General features: G+C 50.2%; 13 protein-coding genes and 1 pseudogene. 7 read left to right on the top strand and 7 right to left on the bottom strand.

Annotated elements, in window-relative coordinates:
* Positions 1–216 precede the first annotated feature (216 nt).
* Entirely contained in the window at positions 217–2,871 is a 2,655-nt protein-coding gene (adhE, locus tag BUB60_RS13865) for a bifunctional acetaldehyde-CoA/alcohol dehydrogenase (RefSeq protein ID WP_073080181.1), read from the top strand.
* Here adhE and BUB60_RS20820 read toward each other — a convergent pair.
* Positions 2,868–3,068 carry an aminoglycoside 6-adenylyltransferase gene (locus BUB60_RS20820; protein ID WP_084726497.1) on the bottom strand — a complete coding sequence of 67 codons (201 nt, stop codon included), beginning with the start codon at positions 3,066–3,068 and terminating at the stop codon, positions 2,868–2,870. The genes adhE and BUB60_RS20820 overlap by 4 nt on opposite strands.
* Before the next feature lie 279 nt (positions 3,069–3,347).
* On the opposite strand from BUB60_RS20820, the gene BUB60_RS13855 reads away from it, so the two are divergent.
* The 6 genes from BUB60_RS13855 to BUB60_RS13830 all read left to right on the top strand — a co-directional run bounded on the left by BUB60_RS13855 (position 3,348) and on the right by BUB60_RS13830 (position 10,526).
* Positions 3,348–3,749, top strand: coding sequence for a BlaI/MecI/CopY family transcriptional regulator (locus tag BUB60_RS13855; protein ID WP_073080179.1), 402 nt, complete (start codon positions 3,348–3,350; stop codon positions 3,747–3,749).
* Positions 3,742–6,054: a M56 family metallopeptidase gene (locus BUB60_RS13850; protein ID WP_073080177.1), complete on the top strand. Its 2,313-nt coding sequence runs from the start codon at positions 3,742–3,744 to the stop codon at positions 6,052–6,054. Before BUB60_RS13855 ends, BUB60_RS13850 begins: the two co-directional genes overlap by 8 nt.
* A gap of 268 nt (positions 6,055–6,322) precedes the next feature.
* The gene (locus BUB60_RS13845; protein WP_073080175.1) at positions 6,323–7,015 is read left to right on the top strand and encodes an S-layer homology domain-containing protein; all 693 of its coding nucleotides are present in this window, start codon (positions 6,323–6,325) and stop codon (positions 7,013–7,015) included.
* Between the two features lie 177 nt (positions 7,016–7,192).
* Complete coding sequence (locus BUB60_RS13840) at positions 7,193–7,714, top strand: hypothetical protein (protein WP_143162363.1); 522 nt, start codon at positions 7,193–7,195, stop codon at positions 7,712–7,714.
* Between the two features lie 242 nt (positions 7,715–7,956).
* Positions 7,957–8,655, top strand: a complete 699-nt coding sequence (locus tag BUB60_RS13835; RefSeq protein ID WP_073080171.1) for a response regulator transcription factor — start codon at positions 7,957–7,959, stop codon at positions 8,653–8,655.
* A complete protein-coding gene (locus BUB60_RS13830; protein WP_073080170.1) occupies positions 8,652–10,526 on the top strand; it encodes a sensor histidine kinase in 1,875 nt (624 codons plus the stop codon). The genes BUB60_RS13835 and BUB60_RS13830 overlap by 4 nt, the downstream gene beginning before the upstream one ends.
* A gap of 273 nt (positions 10,527–10,799) precedes the next feature.
* Here the strand turns inward: BUB60_RS13830 and BUB60_RS13825 are convergent.
* The 6 genes and pseudogenes from BUB60_RS13825 to BUB60_RS13800 form a co-directional block, all read right to left on the bottom strand.
* Positions 10,800–11,476: pseudogene (locus BUB60_RS13825) on the bottom strand (response regulator transcription factor).
* Positions 11,477–11,765: 289 nt separating this feature from the next.
* Positions 11,766–13,460: an ABC transporter substrate-binding protein gene (locus BUB60_RS13820; RefSeq protein ID WP_073080169.1), complete on the bottom strand. Its 1,695-nt coding sequence runs from the start codon at positions 13,458–13,460 to the stop codon at positions 11,766–11,768.
* 31 nt (positions 13,461–13,491) lie between these two features.
* A complete protein-coding gene (locus BUB60_RS13815; protein ID WP_073080167.1) occupies positions 13,492–14,277 on the bottom strand; it encodes an ABC transporter ATP-binding protein in 786 nt (261 codons plus the stop codon).
* Positions 14,261–15,067, bottom strand: a complete 807-nt coding sequence (locus BUB60_RS13810; RefSeq protein WP_073080165.1) for an ABC transporter ATP-binding protein — start codon at positions 15,065–15,067, stop codon at positions 14,261–14,263. Before BUB60_RS13810 ends, BUB60_RS13815 begins: the two co-directional genes overlap by 17 nt.
* Before the next feature lies 1 nt (position 15,068).
* On the bottom strand, positions 15,069–15,887 hold the full coding sequence (locus BUB60_RS13805; protein ID WP_073080162.1) for an ABC transporter permease: 819 nt from the start codon (positions 15,885–15,887) through the stop codon (positions 15,069–15,071).
* On the bottom strand, positions 15,880–16,824 hold the full coding sequence (locus BUB60_RS13800; protein ID WP_073080160.1) for an ABC transporter permease: 945 nt from the start codon (positions 16,822–16,824) through the stop codon (positions 15,880–15,882). Before BUB60_RS13800 ends, BUB60_RS13805 begins: the two co-directional genes overlap by 8 nt.
* Positions 16,825–16,838: the final 14 nt, after the last annotated feature.

Here is a 16,838-nt window from a genome sequence, read left to right as displayed (position 1 = left end):
TAGATAACAAAACAGCCGTTATTTTTCACAAAGCAAGCAAGTCAATATGTTTCTGGATGTTAATTAATTAACAAACTTATTTATAATATTAACAATATTGTTGACCGGGGGTTAAATGTTCAAGTATAATGGCATTGAAGGAAGGTAGTCAACCCCCTCCGGGCAAATAAAAGGCTCGTATAAAAGCAGGGGTAAACAGTATAAGGAGCGTCTATGATGAATAACAAAAAATATGGAACTGTCGACAGCCTGTCAAAACTGCAGGATGTCCTAGCCAGAACCAGGGCGGCCCAAACCACGTATGCTGCGTATACGCAGGACCATGTCGATAAAATCTTTCATGCGGCAGCAATGGCCGCCAATAAGCAACGTATCGGGCTTGCCAAGCTCGCCGTGGAAGAAACAGGCATGGGTGTCGTTGAAGATAAAGTCATCAAAAACCACTATGCCTCCGAATACATCTACAATGCATACAACGACACGAAAACATGCGGTGTCATCGAGGAAGATATGGCCTACGGCATTAAGAAAATCGCCGAACCTGTCGGCGTCATCGCCGCGGTGATCCCGACGACAAACCCCACGTCGACGGCGATTTTCAAAACGCTGCTCGCACTGAAGACGCGCAACGGCATCATCATCAGCCCGCACCCGCGCGCAAAAAACAGCACGATCGCTGCCGCAAAGACCGTACTGGAGGCCGCCGTGGCGGCCGGCGCGCCGGAAGACATCATCGGTTGGATCGACGTCCCGTCCCTTGAGCTGTCAAACGAGGTCATGAAACAGGCGGATCTGATCCTGGCGACGGGCGGACCGGCTATGGTGAAGGCCGCTTACTCAAGTGGCAAGCCGGCTGTCGGCGTCGGCTCCGGAAACACGCCGGCGATCATTGACGAATCGGCCGACATCGTGCTGGCCGTGAGCTCCGTCATTCATTCGAAAACCTTCGATAACGGCATGATCTGTGCCTCGGAACAGGCGGTCATCGTCCTGGATAAGGTTTACGGCAAGGTCAAAAAGGAATTCTCCGACAGGGGCTGCTACTTTTTAAATCCCGCCGAAACCGAAAAGATCAGGAAAATCATCATTATTAACGGCGCACTAAACGCCAATATCGTCGGCCAGACGGCATATAAGATTGCCACACTTGCCGGTGTCACAGTTCCTGAGCAGACAAAAATACTCATAGGCGAAGTTGAGAGTGTGGAATTGTCGGAAGAATTTGCCCACGAAAAGTTATCCCCCGTTCTTGCTATGTATAAGGCGCGGACATTTGCGGAAGCGCTCGATAAAGCGGAACGCCTTGTGGCCGACGGCGGGTTTGGCCATACCTCCGCGATATATCTCAATGCCGTTTCCGAGGGGAAGAAGCTGGACGAATTCGCTACACGTATGAAAACATGCCGCATACTCATTAACACGCCTTCTTCCCAAGGCGGTATCGGCGATTTGTACAACTTTAAGCTGGCTCCCTCCCTCACACTGGGCTGCGGGTCCTGGGGCGGTAACTCCGTTTCCGAAAACGTCGGCGTCAGGCACCTGCTGAATATAAAAACCATTGCTGAAAGAAGAGAGAATATGCTTTGGTTTCGCAGCCCCGACAAGGTGTACATCAAAAAAGGCTGTCTGCCCGTCGCCCTTGACGAGCTGAAAACGGTCTTGGGGAAAAAGAAAGCGTTTATCGTCACGGATACCTTCCTCTACCGCAACGGCTATACGAAGCCTGTGACGGATAAGCTCGACGAGATGGGTATCCGCCACGCCACCTTCTTCGACGTGGCGCCCGACCCATCCCTTGCCTGCGCGCAGGATGGGGCCGCCAGGATGGCTGCTTTCCAGCCCGATTGCATTATTGCCGTCGGTGGCGGTTCGGCCATGGACGCCGCTAAAATCATGTGGGTCATGTATGAGCATCCGGAAGCCGATTTTATGGATATGGCAATGCGTTTTGCCGATATCAGAAAGCGCGTGTACACTTTCCCGAAAATGGGGGAAAAGGCCTACTTCATTGCCATTCCCACGACAGCCGGCACAGGCAGCGAGGTGACGCCCTTCGCCGTCATCACCGACGAGAAGACGGGTGTCAAGTATCCGCTGGCCGATTACGAGCTTATGCCTGATATGGCCGTCATCGACGCCGACATGATGATGGACGCCCCAAAAAGTCTGACAAGCGCCTCCGGCATCGACGCCGTCACCCATGCCCTGGAGGCTTACGCCTCTATGCTGGCCACCGACTATACCGACGGCCTGGCGCTCCGCGCGCTCAAAATTCTGTTTGAATATCTGCCGAGAGCGTATGAAAACGGCCCTGCCGATCCCGCTGCCCGCGAAAAAATGGCCAACGCCGCGACGATGGCCGGTATGGCTTTCGCCAATGCATTCCTCGGCGTTTGCCATTCCATGGCGCATAAGCTGGGTGCGTTCTACCATCTGCCTCACGGCATCGCCAACGCGCTGATGATCGATGAGGCGCTCCGCTTTAACGCCTCGGAGGTCCCGGCAAAGATGGGCACCTTCCCGCAGTATGGCCACCCGCATACGCTGGCCCGCTACGCTGAGATTGCCGACTACCTCGGTATCAAGGGAAAAAATGACGTGGAAAAGCTAGAAAACCTGATCGGCGCTTTAGATGAGCTGAAAGAAAAATGCGGCATCAAAAAAACCATCCGGGATTACGGAATTAATGAGAAGGAGTTCTTAAAACGCCTCGACGACATGGCCGAGCAGGCCTTTGATGATCAGTGCACCGGTGCGAATCCGCGTTATCCTCTCATCAGCGAGATCAAGCAGATGTATTTAAATGCTTATTACGGCGCAGCCTCGTCCCAGGACCTCTCAGAGGAAGAAATAGAAGGTACTGTAGCTTAAAAACTCGTTCTTTCATAGTTCTCTTGCCCGGGAGCGCCTTGCTTGAGGTGGCGACTGGCGTCCTTGGTGACGGCCTGATATTTATCTTTGGCGACGATCGGATTTGCCCGTGAACCCTTCATGTAGACCGCACGGATACCTTCGTCTGCGTTTGCGATGGAGAGGATTAGGTTAAACATCTCTTGTTCTGTTCGCATATGCTTCACCTCAGATCAGAAGACTTCATTGGATAACCTCGCGGCCAGAGTGGCTGCGAGGTTTTTTCCGTTTTTTTCTTTCTTCTTTAAATATTCTCAACAGCCGTTATGAGTGAATCGACTTCAGCTTCAGTGAGAAAGCCTGATACGAGCACCGCCTCCTGGCCTGATTGAACCGGGGGTCGACTATTTTATGGGTATATTTACCTTTGACAACGGCCTACGACAAATGTAGAATAGCTTCATCTTGTTACTACGTTTGTAAAAGGTTGTGATGCAATGCATGATTCATTAAGGCGGTTACCTGACGCGGAACTGGAAATTATGCTGATTTTATGGGAGGCCGGAAAGCCCGTTCAGCGGTCGTATATTGACGAGCAGTTGAAGGGCAAGAAAGATTGGGCGGTCAGCACTGTGTTGAATTTACTTGCCCGATTGATCGATCGAGGCTTCGTTGCTGTTGCTCGTCAAGGCGCGGGAAAGATGAACATATACAGTGCGGCGGTCAGCGAACAGGAGTACCTCGAATTTGAAAGCAAAACCATGCTTGAAAAGCTGTATGGCAATTCGTTGAAAAATTTCGTCGCTACCCTTTATAGCGGCAAGGCGATTGATGACCGTGACATAAATGAGCTTCGGGTATTCCTCGACGAGCACAGAAAGAGAGGGACAAATGCCTGAACGCCTTCTCTTCAACATACTGGAGATATCTTTGACAATGTCTGCCGTGACCGCCGTTCTCATGCTACTTTTTCCGCTGCTGAATATGAAGTTCGCCGCGCAATGGCGGCACATATTATGGGCCATGATAGCGGTAAGGTTGCTTGTTCCTGTCAATATATCCTTACCGTCAGTGCCGTTATCAATTTCTGTACCGCAGCATGTGTCAGCATATCAATCCTCTGCCTTTACATCCTCCGCCGACGAGTTGCCTGCCGGGGTCGGCGCTATTCAGGAGCCGCCAGCGGGAACAGCGGATACTGAGGATGCGCAGGTGATTTTGCCTCAGATTGCAGCAGATAACCAGCAGTCCGTACGGGGACAAAGCATATCGCCGGTCGATGTTTTGGTGATCATCTGGCTTTCAGGGATGCTCATTTCTATTACATATCTATTCCACAGCTATATTCTATTCAGAAAGTCCGTACTTCGCTGGTGCCGCCCCATCACTCAGGGACAAACTCTGGACATATGGCATGAGCTTCGCCATGAAATGGATATTTCCCAAAATATCTCCTTCATGGTCTGTAAAAAGATTCAGACTCCGATGATGACTGGCTTTTTCAGGCCGGCTATCCTGCTTCCGCGTGAGGACTATGACGATACGACCTTGTCCGCTGTGATTCGGCACGAGTTGATGCATTGCCGGCGATTTGATATATGGTACAAGCTACTTTTAAGGCTTGTACGGGCCGTGCACTGGTTTAACCCGCTCGTTTGGCTCATGGTTCGCACAGCGGAGTCCGACATGGAGGCATCCTGCGACGAAGCTGTCATCGGCAAGAGGGATTTGAATTTTCGCCTTCAGTACTGCGAGGCTGTTTTGGCGACGGTTCAGGCCCAAAATATAAAGAACAACACGTTTTCTACCGGTTTCTCGGGAGGGAAAAACTCTATGAAAAAACGATTTGCTAATATTCTGAATACGAGCAGGAAAAGCAAGGGCAAAGTCGCACTATGTTTGTCGGCGCTCGTAATTTTTGCATCCGGCACGCTGGTCGCATGCAATGAACAGGGCAAACCTTCAGTGTCAAATTGGTTCGATCAGGCATCGTTCGCGCCGGGTACCGTTAATGCGATTAATGCAGCCGGCGAACCGGTAATGTCGTATAATGCCGGAAACACCTACGTGCTTGACGGGCAAGGGAACGTCATTCTTACATACAATGACGAGACAATGGTGAAAGCCCCCCTCACCTTAAATGTAAGCGAGCTATATAAACCCGGTCTGGAGATGCCTGATACGGGCTTTTATGTTTCGGCTCAGAAGACGGCCATCGCTTACGGAGGCGACAACGAGCCGATTCAGGTGCTTGTCAGCGATGATAAGGGCGCAACCTGGAATACGTACGCGGTTGATAATTCGGATAACAGCAGAGCAGCAAAGTTCATAGGTTTTATAACACAAGACGATGGTTATCTGGTGGCAAGCCCGGGCTCGGCCCTGGGGACCTCGAAAAACTTTGTTTATCTGACGTCTGACGGCGGTAAAACATGGAAGGAGACAGGCAACCCAAACGACCTGCACTCACGTAATATGACCGGTGCCGGCTTTTCATCGAAGGATATCGGCTTTATTGGCTTCCGCGTCGACGACGCTGTCGGACCGACGATCTATTGGACGCAGGACCAGGGAAAGACCTGGGCGAAATTCGATATGAAAATGCCGGGTCAGTTTGATGGCTATTACAAAACTCCAATGTCGCCTGTTTTTTCAGGCAATGAGGGGTTGTGGCCCATATCGTTGAGAAAGGGCGACGATATGAGCACGATCTATATGACAAGCGAGGATTACGGAAAGACATGGAGATACGACGATTCATTATTGAGCAAAGGTCAATCCATATCTTATACGCTCATAACGGAAAACCAGGATTTCGCAAGGCCGACATATTCCTCGGCCTGGGATGATCCCCTGTATAAAGAGCAGTTCCCCGACGCCTCAACAAGAGAGGAGGTTGCCAAGCATATGATATTTGAGATGCCGATAGGCGCTGCTACGAGCTATCCGTTTTACGTCGATCTCGGCCTTGATAAAGAAAACCTGAATTACAGCCCAAACCCAGATAACATCGGCATCATAATTTTCAACTCCAGGATTAAGAGCGTTAAGGTGCTGGGCAGCAAGGTGGCAGTAATTGCAGCCCCCGCCGATACCGGCTACCAGGTTATAATGCTCAAGAGGGATGACCTTCCGAAGACGGAAGCGCAGATAAGCTTGATGACGCCGGACGGTCGTGTGCTGGATTACCTCAACATGCAGTAACAGTGAGCCGTTGTGCTGTTACGTGTTTGACAAAACGCATAAGCAAGGAAAATGATGTGGTATCGGAAATCGAAATATGATAGCAGAACGCCTCCTGGCTTGAATTGAGCTAGGAGGCTATTCTATGCAGATCAGAATTTCAGATCATAACAGAGCCGATAAGTAATCGATGATGCATTACCCAGTATTTGGTTTGAAGTGCGTGATTGTATTCATTGGGTATATATAGTAACATAAATATTACAATTTGAAATCTCGGAGGTTTTTGATGAACATGAAAAATATAAGAATAATTTCATCTTTAATCCTGTCACTATTTGTTCTTTTTTCTGTTGCTGCGCCCGCTTCAGCCGCAACACTCCCTGCGTCGACACCCTCGGAATGGGCGCAGAGCGATGTAAGCGCTGCAATCAGCAAAGGCTTTGTGCCGAACGAGCTGCAGGATTTGTACAGGGAAGACATCACGCGCGGAGAATTCTGCAAGATGGCGGTGGAGCTTATCGCGGCGACTCAGAAAATGACCGTGGATCAACTGATCGATAGCTGGTGTTCGGAAAGATACGACCAAAACGGTGTTCATCCCGCTTATCGGGAGAATGTATTTACAGACACAAATGACTATTATGTTAATTGCGCCTATCTTTTGGGTACTGTGCAGGGTAAAGGGGATGGTACCTTTGACCCTGACGGCCTGGTTTCGCGGCAGGAGGCAGCCGTTATGCTATTCAGAGCATACCTTACTTACGGTGGAGGCATTATGATAAATCAGAAGGCAGCCGAGTTTGAAGAAAATTATACGGATGTCGGTATCATAGCCGACTGGGCGATCGCAGATGTCCAGTATATCTATGAGCTGGGCGTTATGAATGGCATCAGTGCCAGCACCTTTGATCCCATGGGTCAGCTCACTCGTGAACAGGCGATCGTAACATTCTGGCGTCTGTATGGCGTCATCTTCTAGCCGTAGTAATCCACAGACGATCTGAAATTGCCATCAAGGCGTTCGGCGTGCATCAATAAGGCATGTACTTTGCCCTATAGTAAAGTATTAGGATCATCACTGATCCTGCTTTGTTTTATACGGAGACACACAGTGATATAATTAGTTATGAGAATATACCTATTGGGAGATTATATAGTGAAACAAATATTCATTGAGCCTGTTAGGTCGGAAGAAACTCGCTTGCGCATTACCCCCGCCATAAAGAATTACCCGGGGCGGGTCATTTATGCCGCGAACAGAGACGATAAAGCATATTTGGAAATCGGAGACAATGTAAAAGTTATTCAGTTCTCGAAAGAAGGGCTCGACTTTTCGGATACAGACAGGGTTTTTTTAAAGTGGTCTGCCAAGAATTATAGTGATGATAAAGCTATATACGATTATCTGTGCCATTATAAGCGAGACAATAATCTTCTGATTGTGATTGATGAAGCCTTTTCGGTTTTAGGCTATAATTCGACACAACTACTCAAGTCCGCCTACAATTGGGATGCAGATATAATCATCGTGTTTCAGTCGCAATTCTGGGAGAGAAAATTTACGGGTTATAATGACAACGATTGGGCCGAAGATAAAGTAATGAAGAATTGGGAGGCTTTCCTTTTGGGGGAAGATGCCAATCTTATTCATCATTTTCAGAGTTCAATAGAATCTTGAGAGATATTGTTTGATTAACCCGTTAAAAATAAGGTTTGCTGATTTTGGCAACAAAGGTGTGATTTGAAATCACACCTTTGTTTATACCTATTATTAAGTCACTGTAAAATCAATTCCCAGGTCCATCGGAGAACAAAAAGCCAAAATTGAATGAAGTGCGAGCTTCTTAAATAATTCTTAAACAGTTGACCAGTATTTTGTTAAGATGGATTCAGTTATGATAAAGGTCGAGGAGGGTAGATATGTACAATATTCTGATTTGCGATGACGAAAAGGACATTGTTAATGCACTTAAAATTTATCTTGCGGATTCCGGGTATACCCTGCTTGAAGCCAGCAATGGCAAAGAAGCCTTGAATATTATGTCCCGCCACGATGTTCACTTGATTCTGATGGACATCATGATGCCCCAAATGGATGGCATTTCCGCTATGGTCAAAATCAGAGAGCAAAGCAACGTGCCGGTGATTCTGCTGACCGCAAAAGGGGAAGATACCGACAAGGTCCTTGGACTTAACGTTGGCGCGGACGACTATATTACGAAGCCGTTTAATCCGGTTGAAGTCGCAGCACGGGTGAAATCTCAACTGCGCCGTTATATGCAGCTCGGCGGCGGCACAGCGAAGCCCAAGACGTTTTGCATTGGAGGTATTGAGTTGGACGACAAGGCAAAGAAAGTGACAGTGGACGGCGAACCTGTTTCGCTGACGCCAACAGAATACGATATTTTGAAACTGTTCATGGAGCATCCGAACCAGGTTTTTTCACCTAAAGAGATTTATAAACGGGTATGGCAGGACGCGCCGTTGGGGAGCGAAAGCACAGTAGCCGTCCATATTCGGCACCTGAGAGAAAAGCTGGAAATCAGCCCTGCGGAGCCGCGATATCTCAAGGTCGTATGGGGACAGGGATATAAAATTGAGAGAGGAGCACGAGAATGAAAATAAAACAATGGACGCATTATTTTCTCGCGAAAACTATTGCGTTTTTTCTGTTGATTATCATGGCCTGCACGGCTGTCGGTTCCGTTTTTGCCGGATCACTTTTTGTTCAGGAGAATTTCTATACGAGAAGCATCGCTGAAATCAAAGAAGGGTATTTTTCGGGACCAGCACAAAGCGCGGCCGGCTCAGTTCTGCACTATTTGAAAATCGGCGACGCCCAAGCCGCTCAAAAATACTGTGAAAGGGACAATATTTCTGCCGAGGTTTTATCAAAGGATGGCTCTGAGCTTTGGAGCAACTATGACGGAGCTCAGACGGATTGGCAATTCGCATTTGAATACAATGTCGACACTACCGAGGACGCGCGGATTCCGGCGGGAACGTATATAATCCGTATATATCTTGACGACACATTCCAAAAGCAAAATGAATATTCCTTTATCAATTCGCTTGTAAGCTCTGGCTTTGCGCTTCGATACTGGATTTATCCCATCGGCATTCTGGCGCTGATACTTACCATAGCAAGCTTTATCTTCCTCATGTGCAGTGCGGGCCATCGTGTCGGGCGGGAGGCTATTACAGGCATCGGACTTGCAATCCCATTTGATTTACTTACCGGCATTCTTGTCCTTGCAGTTTATGTGGCGTATTTCCTTTATAGAGATATTGGTGTATACGACGATGTCTATGCAATTGCAGCTCTTGCCGCTGGACTTGTAGGTGCGCTGGTCGCTTTTACCGCTTACTGTATGAGTTTTGCAGCGCGCATCAAGCTTGGCGGCTGGTGGAAAACTACCGTTATTTGTTGGCTTATTCGTCTGATAATCCGTATATGCAAAGCCATAGGCCGGGCTTTCGTATCGCTAATGCACAATTTGCCCCTTATTTGGAAAACTGCGCTGCTAACTATTATAATCTCCGGGATAGAGCTATTCGGCATTATTGTTTGTTTCTACGAGACTGACAATTTGCTGATACTCTGGTTCCTTGAAAAAATGCTGCTCATTCCGGTCGCCTTGTATCTGGCAATCATCCTGCGCAGGCTCCAAAAGGGCGGTCAGGCCCTCGCTCAGGGCGACCTTTCTTATCAGGTTGATACGAAGCGGATGCTTTGGGACTTTAAACGGCACGGCGAAAATCTCAACAGCATCGCGCTCGGGATGACGCGCGCGGTCGACGACCGGCTTAAAAGCGAACGATTTAAGACCGAGCTCATCACTAACGTTTCGCACGATATCAAGACGCCGCTCACTTCAATCATCAACTACTCAGACCTCATTTGCAAAGAGCAGACGGAGAATAAAAAAGTGGCGGAATACGCCAAAGTTCTTTTTCGGCAATCCGAGCGCCTTAAAAAGCTGATTGAAGATTTGGTCGAGGCCTCGAAAGCATCTACCGGCAATATAGACGTTCTGCTTGCCCCCTGCGAGGCTGGAGTTCTGCTGACGCAAACGGCGGGGGAATACGAACAGCGCCTGCGGGAGAACGATTTGGAGCTTATTACGAAGCAGCCTGAAAACCCAATCAAAATCATGGCAGATGGACGTCGCCTTTGGCGTGTGTTTGACAACCTCATGAACAATATCTGCAAATATGCCCAGAGCGGCACGCGTGTATATCTGAACGTTGAGAAAGTAAACGATGATGCGGTCATTTCCTTTAAAAACACTTCGAAATACCCGCTTGATATTTCAACCGACGAGCTGATGGAACGGTTTGTACGCGGCGACAGCGCCAGAAATACCGACGGAAACGGTCTGGGACTTTCAATTTCAAAGAGCCTGACGGAGCTTCAGAACGGGAAATTGGAATTGACTGTTGACGGAGATTTGTTCAAAGTAATATTGCGGTTTAAGTGTATTCCGTAAGAGGAAAACAGACGATACGAACATTTTATCGGAGCTCTACTGCCCAGTAATATTGAAAAAAGACTGATAAGAAAGCTCAATACGAATAAGCAAACAATTATTTTCACGGGCTTTTGATAAAACCCTGGGGGTATAATTTCGGCTTTTGTTAATACTAAGCTTAAAACTGCAATAATACCTACGGATACGAGCAGTAAAATGAAGGCGTAAATGCAAAAAATAATCATTAAGCTGAGGTGCAAGAATTTAGAAGTAATCTTTGAAAGAATATTCTTAATCAACTTTTTTTACCACCTTATAACCTAGACCGCGTATAGTTACTATTTCGAATTCAGGATAAGTATCAAATCGATTGCGAAGATGGTTAACATGTACATTTACTGTAGTATCACGGCTATCAGTTTCATAGCCCCATATTTCATCCATCAGCTGGTTCCGAGTAAATATTTTACCTGGATATGAGAGTAATTTGTAAAGAAGATAGAACTCCTTTGGCGGCAGTATCTGGATGTCCTCGCTGCGGCGCACAGTTAACGAATCGTAATCGAGTACGACATCACCAATAGTCAATTTATGACTGTTTACAATTTGTGCACGGCGGAGTAATGCTTTTATACGAAGAAGCATTTCAATTTCATCTACCGGCTTTGTCATGTAGTCATCAGTGCCTACCAGGAATCCTTGCCGTTTTTCTTCAGGAAGCATGTTAACTGTTACCATTAGAATTGGGATTGTATAATTACAATCCCGCAGCTCTTTTGTAAGTTCATAACCGTTCATATTTGGCATCATTATATCAGTAATTATTAAGTCTATATGTTGCCTATTTAATATTTCTAAAGCTTCTTTGCCATCAACGGCCAAAATGGCAAATAACCGTTTGCTTTGAGTACTGCATTCATAAGCGTACGAGTATTTTTGTCGTCTTCCACAACCAAAATATTGAACACAAGCTTCATCTCCTATAGAGAGTATACTATAAGAATAAAGATTAATTTAAGATAAATTTCCTTTCTTATACCCTTTTATTCTGTAATAGGCTTATTTGGGGGTCACCATGAAAACCTCGCGGCCAGAGCGGCTGCGAGGTTTTTGCTTTACGAGAGGATCGCCAGATATAGGATGATGCTGATGATTTGTTGGTAATTGAGATTTTTACTGTTTTATAGAATCGGCTTTAGCTTTGCGACTATTCTTCTTTTCGGATACGCCAGACTGTTCTTCAATAATATTGACACTTTATTTTATCTTGACGCCCGCGACATTTACCTGTGCGGGTTGTCCGAAAAAGGTATAGTCGGAAATGGTCTTGCTGCTGAAGACCGCCAGTTCATTTCGGTAGGTCACGGGGACCAGTACGCCGTTTTCATGTGCCTTTTCCAGCAGATAATGGAATCTTTCCGTGATCTTATCGTCACTGGCCAGGCTCAGCAATCCGCCGGTGAGCTCATAGGCCTCGTCGTAACTCAAATTGGACAACGCTTTGGACACCATCGGGTCGGTTGAATAGGAGGCCTTGGTGTAATCCAGGTTCGGATTCATGTTGGAAACGAAGGTGAACGGATCGTACAGGATTCCATAGCTTTCAAAATAAGCCATGGCGTAGCTGTCTCCGTTGTAGATGCTGAAAAACGCCATCAGATCCATGCCGGCCAGCGTCACCTTCATGCCGATCTCGCTGAGGTTCTGCTGGATGGCCAGCATCGCCTTGTCGTTGGTGTCATTGGTGACATATTTCAGTTCCACAGCAAGGGGCGTACCGTTCTTCTCGCGTACGCCGTCGCCGTCGCTGTCCACCCAGCCCGCCTCCTCCAGCAGGCCTTTTGCCTTCGCCGCGTCATACGCATAGGGCGTGACGGAAATATCGCAGTAGGGCAGAGCCGTGTCCATAATGGTATCCGCCGCGGTCTTCAACCCGCCGAACAGATCCTTGGCGATGCTCTGCTTGTTGAGCGCCTGGTTGACGGCCTGGCGGACCTTGATGTCGTCAAAGGGGGCGGCTTCCGGATTCACTGCCAGAAATTCGGTCAAAATGTGTGTCCCGGACACCTTTCCGGTATACTGCTCCTCCGCGTCAAGCTGGATATACGAGCTATAGGATATATTGTCCGAGCCCGCAATCAGGTCGACCTCGCCGTTGCGCAGCGCCAGCACCTTGGCCTCGTTATCGGGAATCACTTTTACGGTAAACCCATCCACCTGCGGCTTTTCACCGGAATAATAGGGATTGCGGACAAAAGTGTATTCCAGATCGTTTTTGTTGTCGCCCGTATACATATAGGGCCCCGTTCCCAGGGTGCCGGCTTTGACGGCTTCCGAAAGCGTGCCGTCCTCGTTGTAGGCGGAGACGGCCATGATACCGCGGGGCATCACCATGGCCAGGTTGGTCAATGCCGCATAGTAGGGCTGGGTCAGATGGATCTCGAGTACATCGTCGCTGACCGCGACGACGTCCTTGATCAGGCTGTTCAAGAGGCCGTAGTTGACGGCGCCCTTCCCCATAACGGTGCTGAAATTCTGCAGATTCAGCTTCACGACTTCCGCGTTAAAGTCGGTGCCGTCGGAGAACTTGACGCCCTTGCGCAGGTTAAAGGTATAGACCAGCCCGTCGTCAGAAATCTTCCAGCTTTCGGCCAGACCGGGCTTGATTTCACCGTTGTCGTAGTTGACCAGCGACTCATAAAAGTTGCCCACGTAATGATAATACGACAAGGAGCTGCCTCCCTGGTCGGGGCCATAAATAGAGGCAAACCCGCCTACAAAGTTCGAGCCTTCCGCAATCGTGATGGTTTTCGGCGTATCGCCGGAAACCGCCGTGCCCGAGGGGTCCGGACTTGCGCTCCCGGGAGTGCCCGATATCGTTGAAGCGCAGCCGGCCAGTGACGTTACTGTCAACAGAAGTGCCATAAGTACGGTGAACAGTTTTCTTCTCATGGTAAATTCTCTCCTTTGAATTTTTGAAAATCTATATTAAGGCATGTCGTTTGGACAGCAATGCTTTTACAAGAGCCCTGGAGTATTCATGCCGCAAGTCGTTGTGGCTTTTTACGTTGGCAGTTTTCTCCACGATTTTTCCCTCCTTCATTACCAGGATGTGCTGGGACAGGTACAGCGCGACGTCGAGATCATGCGTCACCAGAAGATAGCTGCATCGGATTTCCGCCTTCAGCTCGAGTAACAAGTCCAGTATCTGTTTTCTCAGGGTGACATCCAAGCCGCTCAGGGACTCGTCAAAGATGATCAGCCGGGGCGACACGCTGATGGCCCGGGCAATGCACACCCGCTTTTGCTGCCCGCCGCTCAGTTCATGGGGGAAGCGGCTGAGGAGCTCGTCCGGGAGCCCTACGCGCCGGATCAGGTCATGGGCCCGCGCGTTTCTCTCCTCTTTTCCCAGGTCCAGCAGATTCTTCATCGGCTCGGCCAGGCTCTGCGCGACGGTTTGCCGCGGGTCGAGGGAGCTTTGCCCGTCCTGCATGACGAGCTGAATCGATTTGCGCTGCTGCCGAAGCTCCTTCCGGCTGTACGCCGCAACCGGCTTCCCGTCAAGGGCCAGCGCGCCGCCGGTCGGCCTTTCGACATAGGCCAGTATGCGCGACAGCGTGCTCTTTCCGCTACCGCTTTCGCCGACCAGAGAATAGATGGAATCTTCCTCAAATTCGAGAGATACCCCATCCACAGCCCTGCAGACGGACCTTCGGCCGCAGGCGCTTTTTTCTATATACTCCTTTGTAATGTCAGAAGCTCTGAGCATGATTGTTCACCTCCGCCAGCACGCTCGCGTCCATCAGCTCTTTCGTGTATTCATGCCGCGGCGCATGAAAGATGCTGCGCGCCGTACCCTGCTCCATAATGCAGCCGTCCTTCATCACCAGGATGTGGTCGGCCAGAGCGGCGGCCACGCCGAAGTCATGGGTGACGATGAGAAGGGAAATTCCCTGCGCCCTTATCTTCATGAACTCCTCCAGGATCATCTCCTCGGAAATGGCGTCCACAGAGGAGGTCGCCTCGTCGGCGATAATCAGCTTGGGCCGCAGCATCAGGGCCAGCGCGATCATCGCCCGCTGAAGCATTCCGCCGCTGAGCTCATGGGGATAGCTGCGCATGATCTTTTCCGCCTGATGCAGGTTGACGTCCCGCAACGCCCGGAGAGCCCGTTCATAGGCTTCTTTTTTGCCAATCGCCAGATGCGCCGACAGGGTGACCGTGAGCTGCTTTCCGATCCGCGTCATGGGCGCAAAGGCCGTCATCGGGTTTTGCATGATCATGGACAGCGCTTTCCCTCTTAAGGAGCGGAATTCATCCTCGTGCAACGCAAGCAGATTTCTCCCGCAAAACAAGGCCTCGCCTCCTGTTTCGAAAACCCGGGGATTGAGCAGCCTTAAAAGCGCCTTGCCGGTCATGGTTTTGCCGCTGCCGCTCTCGCCGATGATGCCGAGCGTCTGGCCTTTCTCCATCGAAAAGCTGATGTCCTTGACAAGCGTTTCTCCCGACTTTTTGAGCCGGACATTCAGGTTTCGGACTTCCAATAACTTTTCGGACATATCACGCCTCCTCCGGTGAAATGATGTCCCGGAGCGCCTCACCGAAAAGATTGAAACCCGCGGTGGTAACTATGATGCACAGGCCGGGGTAGACGAGCAGCATCGGGTGGCCGTACAGATAAGAGGAGGCTTTGCTGAACATGGCGCCCCATTCGGGGGTGCCGGTCTCAAAGCCAAAGCCCAAAAATGCGTATCCCGATACCGTCAGCACGATGGAAGCAACGCCTGTGCTGAAATACACGATGAGCTGCGGCAGCACATTCGGCAGGATGTGGCCAAGAATGATCTGAAGGTCGGAGCAGCCGGCGACACGACAGGCAATAATATATTCCTTGTTTTTTTCCTGCAGCACGAAGGTCCTGACGATTTTTGCAAACCACACCCACATGGAAAAGACGATGGAGATAATGATATTGGTAATTCCCTGACCGAGCGAGCCGATCAGCGTTACCGCGATCAGCAGCGGCGGAAAGGCCATGAAGACGTCGCAGAGGGCGGAAAACACGCGGTCGGTCCGGCCGCCGATATAGGCGCACGCCGTGGAAACAACCGTGCTGAAAACCGCAAGCAGCAGAAGGGTGGGCCCCGCGATGCCAAGGGAATATCGGGCGCCGTACAGGAGCCTCGACAGGACGCACCTGCCCATCTCATCCGTGCCCAAAGGGTACTGCGCGCTTATCCTGGCATAGGTATTGGCGATATTGACCGCATTCGGGTCGTTGGGGGCCAGCAGGGGAGCGAGCAGCGCGGTGAGCAGGATGGCCGCGATCATGGCAAGCCCCGCCATGGCCTGGGGGTTACGGCGTATCTTTCTAAGCACGGTACCCCTCCCTCGAAGCGTTCATCGTGGGATGGATGGCGAGGTTTACAAGCTCCGCCGCGAAATTAACCAGCACAAAGAGCACCGCGATCAGCAGCACGCAGGCGTTGATGGCCGGAAGATCCCGCCCGACGATCGCTTTGACCAGATATGAGCCGATGCCCGGCCAGGAGAAGACTGCCTCCACCATGGCGCTGCCCGCAAGGGCGTATCCGAAATACTGGAACAGCATCGTGACCATGGGGGGCAGGGCGTGCTGGAGCACCAACCCTGTTATTTTGCGTTCCGGCAGGCCGCGGGAGCGGGCGTAGATCACGAAATCGCACTGATAGCTGTGTATCAGGTTGGAACGGAATACCCGTATGGCCGACGACGCCATGGGGATGGCCATGGCCAGTGCGGGCAGAACCAGGCTTTTAAAGCTGCCGTAATCCGCGATTTTAAAGACCGGGATCATGACGGCAAACAGCACCAGCAGCATAAAGCCGATCCAGAAGTTCGGCAGGGACAGGCCAACGATGGTCCCCACACGTGTCACCTGGTCGAATACGCCGTTTTTACGGGCGGCCGAAACGACGCTGAGGGGCACCGTGATCAGGACGGTAAAAAGCATGGACAGCAGGACCACGTGGAGGGTCGCCGCGAATTTGCCGGGCAGCTCGGCGCTCACCGGCGTCCTCGTCAGCAAAGAGGTCCCGAAGTCCCCGCGCAGCACATGGGCGGCCCAAGAAAAATACTGTTCATAAAACGGCTTGTCGAGCCCCATCTCCCGGCGAATCTCTTCAACCTGCGCCGCCGTCGGCCGGGAGAGCGTCCGCCGCGCATAGGCCTCCGCCGGGTCGACAGGCGAGATGCTCGAAAAAAAGAATGAGAGCAGACTGACGCCGATCAGGATCAGGACGAGCGCGATCAACTTATTGATAACTAATTTAGCCAAACCGGTGTTCCCCT

Source organism: Sporobacter termitidis DSM 10068 (genome assembly GCF_900130065.1).
GTDB classification, from domain to species: Bacteria; Bacillota; Clostridia; order Oscillospirales; family Oscillospiraceae; genus Sporobacter; species Sporobacter termitidis.
The sequence above is the reverse complement of the archived record's forward strand: the minus strand, read 5'-3'. Positions and strand labels throughout refer to the sequence as shown.